Raw genomic sequence first — 14,146 nt, forward strand, 5'->3', positions numbered from 1 at the left:
GGCCGGGACGGCCACCGCCACCGGGACGACCACGGAAGCCGCCACCGGCAGGTGCGCCGGCACCGCGCGGGCGTCCCGGCGGTGCCGGGGGCGGCGGCGGGGCTGTCGTCGTCGTCACAGGAGGTGTGGTGGTCGGAGCCGGGGCGACGGTCGTGGTGGTGGTCGAGGTGACCGGGGGCGCGGTTGTCGTAGTGGTCGGCGCGGCCGATGTGGTCGCGGTCGCTGACGATGCTGCGGTCGTGGTGTCGGGTGCCGCCGAGGTCGGTGCGACGCGGGCAGCGCCGAACGATGTGGCGGCCCCAGAGGAGGATGTTGCAACGCTCCCATTTGCCGCACACGTGAGACCGGACAGTAATGAGTAGTTGACGGTCTGACGTACGAAAGTCGGCGAAATCCACGAACCGAGAGTCGTTCTCACATCCACAGTTCTGCTGCCGACGGTCAAAAGACCCCCGAGAAATCCGCGGGTGAGTTCGTACACCACAGGATCCGTGGTGCTGGGCTGTAGCGCAGTCGGCGTCATCCCTGCGACCGAGAGCTGATAGTCGAAGACCGGCCCGGGGGACGAACGCTTGGGGAACGTCAACCTCACTGAGTTCGAGTTCACGTTGTCGCATCTGAGCGATGCGGGCGGAAGCAGCGTCGCCGCCGCTGGAACCGCGCTCGCCCGCGCAGTGTCCTGCAGTGCGGCCTCGGTTCGCTGAGTCGCAGCGAACCCGGGAATCACCACCACCGCGACCAGCACGGTCGCGACTCCGGAGTGGACTCGGTGTCGACCGGCAGGGGCGGGCAACTCCCGACCGGAACTTGTCTCCCGACGGAGGCTCGTCGGCCGTACAACGACGTACAGCAGAGCCGCCGCGGCGAGACCACCGACGACCCACGCGAACGGAGTGGACAACCAGGACGCCGCGTAGCCCGCGTACGGCACGTGCGCGACAACCCGATCGACCGTGGACAGGATGTACGGATCGGCGTCCGGTGTGGAGTTGGCGTCACCCTTCAGGATCAGGACGGCGGTCTCCCCCTCGGCGAAGTCGACGCGGTCCACGCGGTGAGTGATGCGGGATCCGTCGGATCGCAGCACGCTGACCACATCTCCGACCTGAACCTCCACCGCGGGAGTCTCCCGCGCGAGCGCCAGCGATCCGGTTGGAATCGACGGTTCCATCGAGCCCGATCGGAAGACCAAGGGTGTCAACGAGAACACGGAGGCGCAGACCGCGAACACGATGCAGAGGGCGCCGAGCACAGCGGCCACGGTGAGTGTGCGGTCGGCGAATCGTCGGCCTGCGTCCGATGTGTCGGGTGCGGACGTGTCGGACATGTCGGCGTTGTCAGCCACTTGCCACCCCCGTCGCGGCGAAGGTGAACGTGACGTTGCTACTGACACCCTGAAAGTTGTTGGGTGTGCCGCTCGCCAGGTCGAATTGAACACAGAAGGGCTCCGTCGCGCCTACGGCAATCGGGCGGGACGTGCCCAGGACCGACGAGTTCCCGCCAGTGCAGGTGAGGCCGCTCGTAGTGGAGGTGACCGTGGCTCCCGCGGTGGTTCCGGTAGTAGCTCCCGCTCTCACCGTGGTGGTCAGGTTGGCTCCGAGACCGCCCTCAGCCGTTGTCGCCGTCGGTATATAGGTGAACGGGAGGGTTCCAGCATTCCGGACGTTGACCAGCGCCGCAGTCGACCTGCCGGGCAGGATGTTTCCCGCGGGCAGGGTGATCGTGGCGGGCGTAGGTGCGCCCTCTGTTCCGTTGACGGTGATGTCGACCGACCCTGTGAGGAACTGGCCGGACGTCGTCGTCGAGGACGTCGACCACGCGGCGAGGGTCCCGACGGTGCCGAGGCCGAACACCAGGCCGGACGCCAGGATCGCTCGCAGACGTACGCTGGTGGCGGTGCTCACCGAGAACGTCACGACGCGTGCCTACCCGTACGTCGTCGGTCCCGCGCTGCCGAGACGAACTGTGCTGCGGCGTAGAGGAACAGCAGTGCAGCGCCGGCACCCACGACGAGGGTGCGCGTCTGACCGGTGAGCCAGTTGTTGACGTAGCCGAGGTACGGGATGGCATACCAGACTGCGCCGCGAATCTGGCCCGGCTGCACGACATCCGGGTCGGGCTGCGGATTGTTGTCGCCCTGAGTGGTGTAGACCCGAGCGCCGTCCTTGTCCAGACCGGTCGCGATGATGCGGTGTGTCACGACGTCGGGCTCGCCCGAGCGGATCTGGTACGTGATCGATGATCCGACGCTCAGTTGCTCGCTGGGCTTGACGACGACGAGGGTGCCTGGAGGGTAGGTGGGTTCCATCGACTGGGTGAGGATCGTGTACGGCTGCGCCCCGGCAAACTTCGGCACGACCACGGCGGCCAGAAGTACACCCACCACGCCGATCAGCAGCACCCAGGACAGAACGGTGCCGATCCACCACAACGGACCGGTGCGGCGCTCGGTCGCGTCCTCGTGTGTCGTCATCGTGTCTGCTCCACTGCGAAGGCGAAGCGGTGGGTGTAGGCCACCGCGCTGGTCGACGTGACCTGAGTGAGAGTCGTTCTGATACACCAGGTCTGACTCGCACCCTTGGCAAGGCTCTGCCACAACGGGGCAACCGCGGTGGTCGGAGCGGACGTCGTGAAGGTTCCGAAGGCCGTCCCCATCGGAGTGGTCGCGGAGCACGTGGCGCCAGACGACAGCACCGCGCCGGCGAGGGACACCGTCGCGGCGGCGTTCGCCGTGGAGACGGCCGGGCCCGCAGCGGACAACCGGAAGCGTAGCGGGGTGTCACCGGTGTTGGTGATCACCAGCGGCGCCTGCACCGCCTCGTTCAGAGCCACCGGGTTCTTGGTCAGTTCGCTGAACACGTAGTCCGACCCGGACGGCGATCCGGTGGCCAGTGACAACGTTCCGGTCCGAACGGTCGCACCGGCCACCGTCACGTCGTCACGCCAGAGCGCCCCGGTGCTCTGCACCGAGCCGAACACCAGGGCGGCGGCCCCCACGACCGCCGCCCCGAGCCACATTCTCCGCGGCACGTCAGTTCACCTCGCTGGATGGGTGTTCGGAATCAGGCAGATCGGCGCGTCAGGGAGCAGTCGTGCGGGCGGCCTGCTGCAGGTTGATCCGAAAGGCGGACAGGTTCACCGAGTCCTCGGTTCCCACCTGATTCGGCGTCGTCTCGACGAACGTGACGGTCACCGTGACATCGACGAGGCGGTTGTTGTCCGCCTCCGTGATCTGGTTGTTGACGAGGGGGGTGCCGTTGTACGTGCTGACCAACGACACCGGGGTGTTCGTCGGGGTCAGTTCGCCAGTGCGCTGGATGCTCTGAGCATCCGCGGCGATGGTCGCACGAAGATTCTCGCCGTCCGCGAGTACTCGGTACTGCGCCTTGTACTGGAGGACGTCGCCCGGAACCATCCGGAACGTGGTGATGTCGAGGGGGCCCGGCGTCTTGACCGGTCCCGGCGAGACGTCGGTCCATACACCTGCGGCGACCGGCGAGATGTCCAGGTTGCCCGCCGTGATGGTGCCGCCCTGGACGGTCTCGGCGTCACTCCACAGCGCGTAGCTTCCCGCGCCACCGAGCAGGAGGATACCGGCGGCACCCGCAGCGAGGGCACCCTTCGTGGTCTTGTTCATGGGGTTCACTTCCGTCGTGTCCTCCACGCCGGAGGTCGGCGCGGTTCAACCATTGCTTCGCTAGCTGATTACCCATTCGTTACATGTCCCAAAGCGGATGGGGGATCCGGGAAGCTCTTTGGGACGTATCTCAAAACCGTTCGCGCCCGGGAAGTTACACCATGCGCGGCCCGGCGAAATGGCCCCAGCCAGCCATTATCAGCCATTACTGCGCCATTGCGTAAGAGCGGTTCCAGTGGGCAATTTCGGCCAATCCCGGATGCCGATACTGGAATGGTGGGTCACACAAATCTTTCACCCTGTTTCTCGGATCGCGGTTTCGGGCACTCCACGGCCACCATCCACTCGCTCGAAGGACTCCCATGACCCATGACACGGCCACACCTCGGCAGCGCACCGAGCCCGCATCGTCGGGCCAGGTTCTCCTGGTCGTCGTCAGCGCGATCATCGCCGTCGTCGGTGGATTCCTGGGCTCGGGCGCCGTGGTCGGCACACCGATCGCCGAAGCAGCCGACGGCGCCCTCAGCGCAACCGCCACCCTGGTCGCACCGGCGGGGCCCGCATTCTCCATCTGGTCGGTCATCTACCTCGGACTGATCGCCTACGCGGTGTGGCAGGCTCTGCCCGCCCAGCGCCGGTCCGAGCGGCAACGAGCACTCCGCGTACCCATCGCCGTGACGATGCTGCTCAATGCCGCGTGGATCACCGTGGTGCAGTTCGGGCAGGTACTGCTGAGCGTCGTCGTGATCGTCGCGCTGCTCGCGAGCCTGGCGTTCGTGCTCGCGCGGCTGATCGCGGCTCCGCGGACCACCGCCGTCGACACGGTGATCACCGACGGGACGATGGGCCTCTACCTTGGATGGGTGGCTATCGCGACGGTCGCGAACGTCAGCGCATGGCTCGCGTCGACGGGCGTCGAGTCGGCGGCCACCCTGTGGGCCGTTCTCGTTCTCGTCGTCGCGGCGCTCGTCGGACTGTTCCTGGCCACCGTCTCCGCCGGACGGATCGCGCCCGCACTGTCTCTCGCGTGGGGACTCGGGTGGGTCGCGCAGGGGCGCCTGTCCGGCGAGGTCCTGAACACCACCGTCGGGTGGACTGCCGCGACGGCGGCAGTCGTCGTTCTCGTGGGCACGGTCGCCGTGCGAGTGCGCTCCCGCTGACGTTCCGTGTTCCCGCGGCCGCTGCAACCACCACGGGAACACACAACGCCCGCGGGAACCGAGGCGTCACCCCTGTCGATACCGACAGTGCATCGCTGCAGTGCAATTTTGACTTGGACTTGTATGACACGGCGCCTTAGCGTCGTGTGTACAACCACGCACTGCGAGAAGGGCTGATGCACTGATGACTGCAACGGTGACGACGACCGCTCCTCTGACCGGGGAGCTGATCATCGCCGGGTCCACCGTCCCCGGCACCGGCACGACCGTCCACGGCATCGATCCGTCCACCGGCGCGGATCTCGAGCCCGCCTACCGGCACGGCACGATGGCCGACGTCGACGCGGCCTGCGCGGCGGCGGACGAGGCCTTCGACGCCTACCGCTCCACCACGTCCGAGGCGCGCGCCGACTTCCTCGACGCCATCGCCGACAACATCGAGGCGCTGGGCGAGACGCTCATCGAGCGCGCGGTGGCCGAGTCCGGCCTGCCCGTCGGTCGGATCACCGGTGAGGTCGGCCGCACCAGCGGACAGCTCCGCCTGTTCGCCTCGGTGCTCCGCGAGGGCAGCTGGAACGGTGCCCGCATCGACCCCGCACAGCCGGATCGCGCACCCCTTCCCCGCGCCGACATCCGCCAGCGCACGGTCTCACTCGGACCGGTGGTCGTGTTCGGCGCCAGCAACTTCCCGCTCGCCTTCTCCGTCGGCGGCGGCGACACCGCATCGGCACTCGCCGCCGGATGCCCCGTCATCGTCAAGGCCCACGACGCCCACCCGGGTACGTCCGAATACGTCGGCCGCGCGATCACCGAGGCCGCCGCGTCGACCGGCATGCCGGCAGGAGTGTTCTCGCTCGTCTACGGCGACGGCCGCACCATCGGCACCGCTCTGGTCACCGACCCGCGCGTCAAGGCCGTCGGCTTCACCGGATCCCGTTCCGGCGGAACCGCTCTGGTACGCGCCGCAGCCGGTCGACCGGAACCGATCCCGGTGTACGCCGAGATGAGCTCCATCAACCCGGTGTTCCTGTTCCCGCACGCCCTCGAGACGCGGGCCGCAGATCTGGGCCGCGCCTTCGTCGCCTCCCTGACGCTCGGCTCCGGACAGTTCTGCACCAATCCCGGCCTCGTCATCGCGCAGGACGGACCGGAACTCGACGCCTTCGTCGCGGCCGCTGCGGACGCCGTCGCGGCCAGCACCCCGACCACCATGCTGACGCCGAACATCGCCGACAGCTACGGCAAGGGTGTCGACGCGCTGAGCGCCGCCGCAGACGAGGTCGCCCGCGGCACCGTCACCGACGCACCCAACGCCGGCCGCGCGGCACTCTTCAGCACCGACGCCGCGACGTTCCTCGACCGAGACGTGTTGCAGGCCGAAGTGTTCGGCGCATCCGCGCTCGTCGTCCGCTGCACCTCGGCCGAGCAGGTCGCCGCCGTGGCCCGCGCTCTCGAAGGTCAGCTCACCGCGACGATCCACGCCGACGCCGCCGATCACGCCGACGCCGGACGCCTGCTCCGCGTCCTCGAGCTGAAGGCCGGACGCATCCTCTTCGACGGGTGGCCCACGGGCGTCGAGGTGGGCCACGCGATGGTCCACGGCGGCCCTTACCCGGCGACGTCCGACTCACGCTCGACATCGGTCGGCTCGCTCGCCATCGAGCGGTTCCTGCGCCCTGTCGCGTACCAGGACGTTCCCGCCGCGCTGCTCCCCAGCGCCATCGCCGACGGCAACCCCGACGGCATCTGGCGGCGTGTCGACGGCCAACTCTCCCGCGACTGATTCCACCCTCCCGCACCACACCGGCCGGCCTCCGGCCTTCCCGCACCACACCCTCGTACACCAGGAGATCTCATGCTCGACGGCGTCCTCTTCTTCCCTGTCACCCCCTTCACCGACTCCGGCGAGGTGGACCACGCACTTCTCGCCGAGCACATCGCGAAGGGTGTCGACGCGGGCCCCGGCGGTGTCTTCATCGCCTGCGGCACCGGTGAGTTCCACGCTCTCGAAGCCGTCGAGTTCGGCGAGATCGTCGCCACCGCGGTGCGTACCGTCGCCGGCCGCGTCCCGGTCTACGCGGGCGCGGGTGGTTCGGTGGCCCAGGCGAAGATCTTCGCCCGATCCGCTCGTGACAACGGTGCCGACGGCATCCTGCTGCTCCCGCCCTACCTGGTGACCATGCCGCAGGCCGGCCTGGTCGAGTACACCCGCGAGGTCACCTCCGTCACCGACCTGCCGGTGATCGTCTACAACCGCGGCAACGCGCGCTACGACGAGGCGTCCGCCGTCGAGGTCGCCCACTTCCCCACTGTCGTCGGATTCAAGGACGGCACAGGCGATCTGGATCGCGTCTCGCGTATCGTGCGTGCGGTCGAGGACTCCCTGGCGCCCACCGGCAAGGCGTTCCAGTTCTTCAACGGACTGCCCACGGCCGAGGTCTCGCAGCAGGCCTACCGCGCCATCGGCGTCACGCTCTACTCGTCGGCCACGTTCGCCTTCGCCCCGGAGCTGGCCCTGGCGTTCTACACCTCGCTCGAGAACGACGACGTCACGCTCACCGACGCCCTGCTGCGCGAGTTCTTCCACCCACTCGTGCGTCTGCGCGACTCGGTACCCGGCTACGCCGTCTCCCTGATCAAGGCGGGCGTCACCCTCGAAGGTGTTGCCGCCGGCCCCGTTCGGGCACCGCTGATCGACGCCGCCCCCGCGGACGTGGAGGCCCTCACTGCGATCATCGCAGCCGGCCGCGCCGTGCTCGCCGACTCCCTCGCAGCCGACTCGGTCACCAAGGAGGCCGTGCACTCGTGAGCAGCCGCATCACCTCCGTCACCGTCACCCCCGTCGCCTTCGCCGACCCGCCGCTGCTCAACACCGTCGGAGTCCATCAGCCGTTCGCTCTGCGCGCGATCGTGCAGATCCGGACCGACGACGGCGCCGTGGGTCTGGGCGAGACCTACGCCGACACCGCGCATCTCGTTCGCCTGAACGCTGCTGCCGAGGCCATGGTCGGGGTGGACGTCTTCGCACTCCACGCGCTGCGCGCCGTCGTGGACGAGTGCCTGGGTGGCCTGACGGTGACGGGTGGTGACGGGGTGGCCGGCATGATCACGACGGCCAGCACCACCGATCGGGTGTACTCGCCGTTCGAGGTGGCGTGCCTCGACATCCAGGGCAAGAGACTCGGGCGGCCCGTCTCCGATCTTCTCGGTGGCCTGGTGCGCACGGCCGTACCGTTCAGTGCCTATCTCTTCTACAAGTGGGCCGGGCACCCCGGCTCCGCGGACGACGAGTGGGGTGCCGCGCTCGATCCCGAGGGCATCGTCGCGCAGGCCCGACGGATGATCGACCGGTACGGCTTCGGCGCGATCAAGCTCAAGGGCGGGGTGTTCCCACCCGAGCAGGAGATCGCCGCGATGCACGCGCTGCGCGAGGCGTTTCCCGATCTCCCACTGCGGCTGGATCCCAACGCGGCGTGGACCGTCGACACGTCCCTCGAGGTCGCGTCGGCCCTGACCGGTGTCGTCGAGTATCTCGAGGACCCCACACCGGGCCTGGACGGAATGTCGGAGGTGGCCCGCAAGGCCGCCATGCCGCTGGCGACCAACATGTGTGTCGTGGCGTTCGATCAGCTCGAGCCGTCGGTCCGACGCGACTCGGTCGGGGTCGTGCTGTCCGATCACCACTACTGGGGTGGACTGCAACGCTCACGGCTGCTCGCCGGCATCTGCGACACCTTCGGACTCGGCCTGTCGATGCACTCGAACTCCCATCTCGGCATCTCGCTCGCCGCGATGGTGCACCTCGCCGGCGCCACGCCGAATCTCACGTACGCCTGCGACACACACTGGCCGTGGAAGACCGAGGACGTCGTGGTCCCGGGCGTTCTGCGTATCGAGAACGGCGCCGTCGCGGTACCCACGGGACCGGGGCTGGGCGTCGAACTCGACGAGGACGCGCTGGCGAGGCTGCACCAGCAGTACCTCGACTGCGGGATCAGGGACCGTGACGACACCGGCTACCGCCAGAGTCTCGAACCCGACTTCGTCAACTCCTCGCCGCGATGGTGACCGGCCGTTCACACGGTCGGCTATCTTGAGCCGATGTTCTCGCTCTCGCGCCTGACGTGCTTCATCGCCGTCGCGGAGGAGCTGCACTTCGGCCGAGCCGCAGAGCGGCTCCACATGACCCAGCCCCCGCTCAGCAGGCAGATCCAACAGCTCGAGAGTGAACTGGGCGTGCAGCTGATCGACCGGACGTCACGCTCGGTGACCCTCACGGCCGCCGGCGTGGCGTTCCTGCCCGACGCCCGCCGGATAGTCCGCTTGGCCGAGAGCGCCGCACTGACCGTCAAGCGCGTCCCCGCCGGTGATCTGGGCACCGTCGTCATCGGCTTCACCGCGGCGTCCGCGCACGCCGTCCTGCCTCGGCTGCTCTCGGACGTGCGCGCGGCTCTCCCGGACGTCGAACTGGTGCTGCGGGAGATGGTGTCGTCGATTCAGATCGACGCCCTGGCGAGCGGGGAACTGGATCTCGGTCTGGTCCGTCCCACCGTCACGCGACCGGGAATCCTGACGCGGCCCATCCACCGCGAGGCACTCGTCGCTGCGCTTCCCGAGGGGCACGAACTCCTCGACGTGGAGCGTCTCAGCGTGACGCACTTCGACGATCAACCCGTGATCATGTACTCGCCGGTGGATGCCCGCTACTTCCACGAACTCCTCATCAGCACCTTCACCGTCGCCGGGGTCACGCCTCGATACGTGCAGTACGTGACGCAGGTGCACACCATGCTGATGCTCGTGAGCTCCGGCCTGGGCTGCGCACTGGTGCCGGCCTCGGCACGCACGATGCACACCGAGGGCGTCGTGTTCCGCGAGATCCGTTCCAGCACCGAGGAACCTGTGCGACTGAACGCCGCGTGGCGTCACGACGCCGCCAACCCCGCCCTGCACCGTGTGCTGACGGACGTGAAGGCCGTGACCTCACTGCAGTGAGATCACGGCCGGCGGTTGCTGCGTCCGCGAACTAGTGCGCGACCTCGACCGGCGGCTTGACGGCCACGACCGGGCAGTGTGCGTCGAGTAGGACACGCTGAGACAGGCTGCCGAGCAACAGCTTTCCGACGGGTGAGCGGCGACGCACGCCGATGACGAGGAGCTCGACATCCGGCTCGTAGGACATGTCGACGAGGTTGTCGGCGTGCGAGCGGCCGGGTACCGGCTCCGCCACCCGCGCCGCCACGCCGTCGGCGCCGGAGTCGGTGCGGGCAGCCATGATCAGCTCGTCGACCGCACTGCGATCACCGTCGACCACGACGGTGACGTCGGTACCGCGCATCTTGGCCTCGCGGAACGCGAACGACAGTGCGTTGCGATCCTCGACGGTGTCCGCGTATCCCACGACGACGCTCATCGGGTCTCCTTCTGATCGGGCTGGAAGACCGGCGTCACGAGCGTGCCGTCGGCGAGGAACGAGTTCAGGTTCTCGAGGGTGAGTGCTTCCATCGCGGCGCGAGTCTGCACCGTGGCACTCCCGACGTGGGGAAGCAGCACCACGGTGTCGAGGGCGCGAAGCGCGTCCGGCACCTCGGGTTCGTGGGCGAAGACGTCGAGCCCGGCGCCGGCCAACCGTCCGCTCTGCAGCGCCTCGACGAGGGCGTCCTCGTCCACGACGCTGCCGCGAGCCACGTTGATCAGGAAGCCGTCCGGCCCCAGTGCGTCCAGCGTCTCCCTGTCGACGAGCTGCTGCGTCTCCGGTCCGCCGGCTGCGGCCACGACCAGAACGTCCACTGCCGCAGCGAGTTCCCGCGGAGACGAGTGGTACCGGTACGGACTCGACTCGACGACGTTGCGGTTGTGGTAGCCGATGGTGCAGCCGAAGGCCTCGAGGCGGTGCGCGATGGCGCCGCCGATGCGCCCGAGACCGAGGATGCCGACCCGAGATCCGCTGACCTGCCGCGCCAACGGCGGCATGGGCTTGGTGGTCCACTCGCCCGCGCGCACGTAGCGGTCGGCGGCGGAGAAGCCGCGGAGGGTGTCGATGAGCAGCCCGAGGGCGGTGTCGGCGACGGCGTCGGTGAGGACGTCCGGAGTGTTGCTGACACCGATCCCGCGGCGGCGGGCCTCCTCGGCATCGGTGCCGTCGTACCCGACTCCGAAGTGGACGATCGCGCGCAGCGCGGGCAGGCGGTCCATGAGGTCCGCCTTGACGCCGACACGGCCGGACGTCACGACGGCGACGATCTCGTCGGCGTGCCGGCCGAGCACATCGTCGCGATCGTCGTCCGGCAGCACCAGCGCGCCGCCGGCCTCGAGTGTCTCCATGAGCGAAGGCTTGAGTCCGCCGACCCGGAGAACGCGCGAAAATCGCTGCGCCTCATCGGGACTCGATGCCGATCCGTTCGAGCTCGGCGTTCCACCGTCGGTCATGCCGCCTCCTTCACCGTGCGACGGCCACCGGGAGCGACGGCCATCCTCTGGGGTGATCGTATGTCGGCCGACGAATACCGGTCCAACACGCAATTAGCATGGATCCATACTCTTCCGGTATTGATATCGTGTCTTCTCGTGACGCAGCAGGTCAGAGCCTCGGCAGTGTGATGCGGACCGCTCGACGCCGTCACGGCGAGCCCGAAATCGGCCCCGAACTGCGATTTCCCGGCCGATCGCCTGTTGACGGTCACTCCCCCCACTCCTACCGTGTGTCTACCGTCACAGGCGGTCCATCGGCTCCACTCGGCGTGCGTCGTCAGCCCCGACACCTCGCACCCGGTGAAGCCCCCTCAGCTTGGAGGAATCCATGAGATCCACCCGCGCCACATCCCTGGTGTCGGTGATCGCCGCGTCCGCACTCCTCACCGGATGCACCGTCGCGAACTCGGACAGCGGAGACGCCGCGAGTCCCGACACCGTCCGGATCGTGCTGCCGCAGGAACCACCGACCCTGGAGCCGTGCGATGTCTCGCTGACGGCCATCGGCGTGGTCACGCGGTCCAACATCACCGAACCCATGATCGAGCGTGACCCCACCACGGGTGACCTCGAACCGAAGCTCGCCACGTCGTGGGAGCGCACGTCGGACACCGAGTGGACGATCCGCCTGCGCGACGACGTCACCTTCAGCGACGGCACACCGTTCGACGCCGAGGACGCCGCCGTGTCGGTCGATCGCGCCGTGAACTCCGATCTGGCCTGCAACGTCGAGGGATACGTCTTCGGCGACGACGACCTCACCGTCCGCGCCGTGGATCCGACGACGTTGACCGTCGCCTCGCCGACTCCCGATCCGATTCTGCCGCTTCGGCTCTCGTTCATCGAGATGGTCAAGAGCGAGGTCGGTAGCGCCGAGCGGACCCGCGAGCCGATCGGTACCGGCCCGTACCGCATCGACTCGTGGGACTACGGCCAGCGACTCTCCCTGGTGCGCAACGACACCTACTGGGGCGACGCACCGGAATTCACGCGGGCCGTCTACCAGTGGCGTACCGAGGGCAGCGTCCGCGCCGCCATGGTCACCAACGGCGAGGCGGACATCGCGACCGGCCTCGGCCCCGAGGACGGAGCCGGCGACCTCGGTGTCGCCTTCCCGAACAACGAGACCACCGCCTTGCGGATGCAGGCCACCACACCGCCACTCGACGATCAGCGCGTGCGCGAGGCGATCAACTACGCCATCAACCGTGCGGGCATCGTCAAGGCTCTGTTCCGCGGAATGGGAGCGCCCGCTGCGCAACTCATCGCGGACGGCGTCGTCGGCTACAACGACGAGCTCACCCCGTGGCCGTACGACATGGAGAAGGGCAAGGCCCTCATCGACGAGGCTCGCGCCGACGGTGTTCCCGTCGACACCGAGATCCGCCTCATCGGCCGCACCGGGCAGTTCCCGAAGATCAACGAGACCGTCGAGGTCATCCAGAACGCGCTGGCCGGCATCGGCCTGAACGTGAAGATCGAGATGAAGGACACGGCGGCCACCGCCGAGTTCCAGGAACGGCCGTTCCCGAACGTCGGGCCCTACCTGCTGGTGATCCAGCACGGCAATCAGGCCGGCGACGCCGCGTTCACGATGGATCAGTACATGCGCAGCGACGGCTTCCAGAGCTCCTACGGCACAACCGACTTCGACGAGGGGATCGACGAGGCCGAATCGCTGACCGACGAGGAGCGACAGACCGCGTTCGCCGATCTCTTCGCCCGTGAACCCGAGGAGATCACGCAGATGGCGTACATCGCGCACATGAACGGTGTGTTGGCCAAGGACCCGCGCATCGACTACACCCCCGATTCCGCCACCGTCGACGAGATGCGACTGGCCGAGATGACCCGGAGTTCCGATGCGACCGACTGATCACGACCCCGACCAGCAGCCCACCTCGATCGAGAGGCCGACCAGCCCCTCCTCCGGAAGGGAGTGACCGCCATGTTCGCCTTTCTGCGACGCCGCGTCTACACCAGCCTCGTCCCACTTCTGGTCGTCCTCATCGGCGTCTTCTTCCTCGCTCGTCTGACCGGTGATCCGACCAGCCTCTACCTTCCCGAGTCGGCGACACCCGCCCAGCGCGAGGCGTTCGCCGCCCAGAACGGCTTCGACCAGTCCGTGTGGACACAGATGGTCGACTACTTCGGCGGCGTGCTGCACCTCGACTTCGGTGAGTCGCTCCGGACGGGCGAAGCCGCGTCCACCATGGCGTTGCGCGCCTTCCCCGCCACCCTGCAGCTCGCGTTCGTCACGATGCTCCTCGCCGTGATCGGTTCGATCGTCATCGGCTGCTGGGCCGCGTACCGTCCCAACTCTCTCGCCGACCGGTTCTCGAGCCTGCTGTCCATGACGGCCGCGAGCATCCCCGACTTCTGGTTCGCCATCACCGGCGTCTGGATCTTCGCCGTGGTGCTCGGTGTCCTGCCGACCTCCGGCACCGGGGGCGCCGTCGCATGGGTGCTCCCCATCGCGACACTGCTCATCCGTCCGCTCGGCGTGCTCACCCAGGTGGTCCGCGGCGCGATGGTCTCCGCCCTCTCCGCCCCGTACGTCCGCCTCGCTCGCAGCAAGGGTGCCGGCGATCTGCGCGTCGTCACCCACCATGCGCTGCGCAACGCCGCGGCACCCGCGCTGACCGTCGCCGGCGACCTCACCGTCGGCCTGGTGAACGGCGCCGTCGTGGTCGAGGCCATCTTCGGGTGGCCCGGCATCGGCAAGTTGATGATCGACGCGATCCTGCAGCGCGACTTCGCCGTCCTCCAAGCAGCCGTCCTCCTGACGGCCGTGAGCATCTTCGTTCTGAACATCGTGATCGACGCGTGCTACGCGCTGCTCGACGCACGGGTTCGCGACAAGGCCAAGGTCTGAGAG

Annotated in this window: 14 protein-coding genes; 7 read left to right on the top strand and 7 right to left on the bottom strand. The window is 68.3% G+C overall.

Annotation, left to right across the window (positions count from 1 at the left end; genetic code table 11):
* The 5 genes from HQ306_RS12060 to HQ306_RS12080 form a co-directional block, all read right to left on the bottom strand.
* Positions 1–1,345, bottom strand: a 1,345-nt coding sequence (locus HQ306_RS12060; RefSeq protein WP_222631587.1) for a signal peptidase I, incomplete at its 3' end; no start/stop codon positions are given.
* Positions 1,338–1,916 (bottom strand): hypothetical protein, encoded by a 579-nt coding sequence (locus HQ306_RS12065; RefSeq protein ID WP_222631589.1) that lies wholly within the window; start codon positions 1,914–1,916, stop codon positions 1,338–1,340. The genes HQ306_RS12060 and HQ306_RS12065, both read right to left, overlap by 8 nt.
* Complete coding sequence (locus tag HQ306_RS12070; protein ID WP_222631591.1) at positions 1,913–2,473, bottom strand: signal peptidase I; 561 nt, start codon at positions 2,471–2,473, stop codon at positions 1,913–1,915. The genes HQ306_RS12065 and HQ306_RS12070 overlap by 4 nt, the downstream gene beginning before the upstream one ends.
* Positions 2,470–3,030: a hypothetical protein gene (locus tag HQ306_RS12075; RefSeq protein WP_222631593.1), complete on the bottom strand. Its 561-nt coding sequence runs from the start codon at positions 3,028–3,030 to the stop codon at positions 2,470–2,472. Before HQ306_RS12075 ends, HQ306_RS12070 begins: the two co-directional genes overlap by 4 nt.
* Before the next feature lie 49 nt (positions 3,031–3,079).
* Positions 3,080–3,637, bottom strand: a complete 558-nt coding sequence (locus HQ306_RS12080) for an alternate-type signal peptide domain-containing protein (protein ID WP_222631595.1) — start codon at positions 3,635–3,637, stop codon at positions 3,080–3,082.
* A 362-nt stretch (positions 3,638–3,999) separates the two neighbouring features.
* On the opposite strand from HQ306_RS12080, the gene HQ306_RS12085 reads away from it, so the two are divergent.
* The 5 genes from HQ306_RS12085 to HQ306_RS12105 all read left to right on the top strand — a co-directional run bounded on the left by HQ306_RS12085 (position 4,000) and on the right by HQ306_RS12105 (position 9,792).
* Positions 4,000–4,797: a TspO/MBR family protein gene (locus HQ306_RS12085; RefSeq protein WP_222631602.1), complete on the top strand. Its 798-nt coding sequence runs from the start codon at positions 4,000–4,002 to the stop codon at positions 4,795–4,797.
* A gap of 184 nt (positions 4,798–4,981) precedes the next feature.
* Positions 4,982–6,580 (top strand): aldehyde dehydrogenase (NADP(+)), encoded by a 1,599-nt coding sequence (locus tag HQ306_RS12090; RefSeq protein ID WP_027504716.1) that lies wholly within the window; start codon positions 4,982–4,984, stop codon positions 6,578–6,580.
* Positions 6,581–6,652: 72 nt separating this feature from the next.
* Positions 6,653–7,606 (top strand): 5-dehydro-4-deoxyglucarate dehydratase, encoded by a 954-nt coding sequence (locus tag HQ306_RS12095; protein WP_222631604.1) that lies wholly within the window; start codon positions 6,653–6,655, stop codon positions 7,604–7,606.
* The gene (locus HQ306_RS12100; RefSeq protein ID WP_222631606.1) at positions 7,603–8,865 is read left to right on the top strand and encodes a glucarate dehydratase family protein; all 1,263 of its coding nucleotides are present in this window, start codon (positions 7,603–7,605) and stop codon (positions 8,863–8,865) included. The genes HQ306_RS12095 and HQ306_RS12100 overlap by 4 nt, the downstream gene beginning before the upstream one ends.
* Positions 8,866–8,898: 33 nt before the next feature.
* Complete coding sequence (locus HQ306_RS12105) at positions 8,899–9,792, top strand: LysR substrate-binding domain-containing protein (RefSeq protein ID WP_027504713.1); 894 nt, start codon at positions 8,899–8,901, stop codon at positions 9,790–9,792.
* A 31-nt stretch (positions 9,793–9,823) separates the two neighbouring features.
* Here the strand turns inward: HQ306_RS12105 and HQ306_RS12110 are convergent, their stop codons facing one another.
* A complete protein-coding gene (locus HQ306_RS12110; protein ID WP_222631608.1) occupies positions 9,824–10,210 on the bottom strand; it encodes a universal stress protein in 387 nt (128 codons plus the stop codon).
* Entirely contained in the window at positions 10,207–11,226 is a 1,020-nt protein-coding gene (locus HQ306_RS12115; RefSeq protein WP_222631610.1) for a 2-hydroxyacid dehydrogenase, read from the bottom strand. Before HQ306_RS12115 ends, HQ306_RS12110 begins: the two co-directional genes overlap by 4 nt.
* 370 nt (positions 11,227–11,596) lie before the next feature.
* On the opposite strand from HQ306_RS12115, the gene HQ306_RS12120 reads away from it, so the two are divergent.
* Positions 11,597–13,144, top strand: a complete 1,548-nt coding sequence (locus HQ306_RS12120) for an ABC transporter substrate-binding protein (RefSeq protein WP_222631613.1) — start codon at positions 11,597–11,599, stop codon at positions 13,142–13,144.
* Between the two features lie 72 nt (positions 13,145–13,216).
* Entirely contained in the window at positions 13,217–14,143 is a 927-nt protein-coding gene (locus tag HQ306_RS12125) for an ABC transporter permease (RefSeq protein ID WP_222631615.1), read from the top strand.
* The last annotated feature ends 3 nt before the right edge of the window (positions 14,144–14,146 follow it).

Source organism: Rhodococcus sp. BP-160 (genome assembly GCF_019836205.1).
In the GTDB taxonomy this organism is placed as follows: domain Bacteria; phylum Actinomycetota; class Actinomycetes; order Mycobacteriales; family Mycobacteriaceae; genus Rhodococcoides.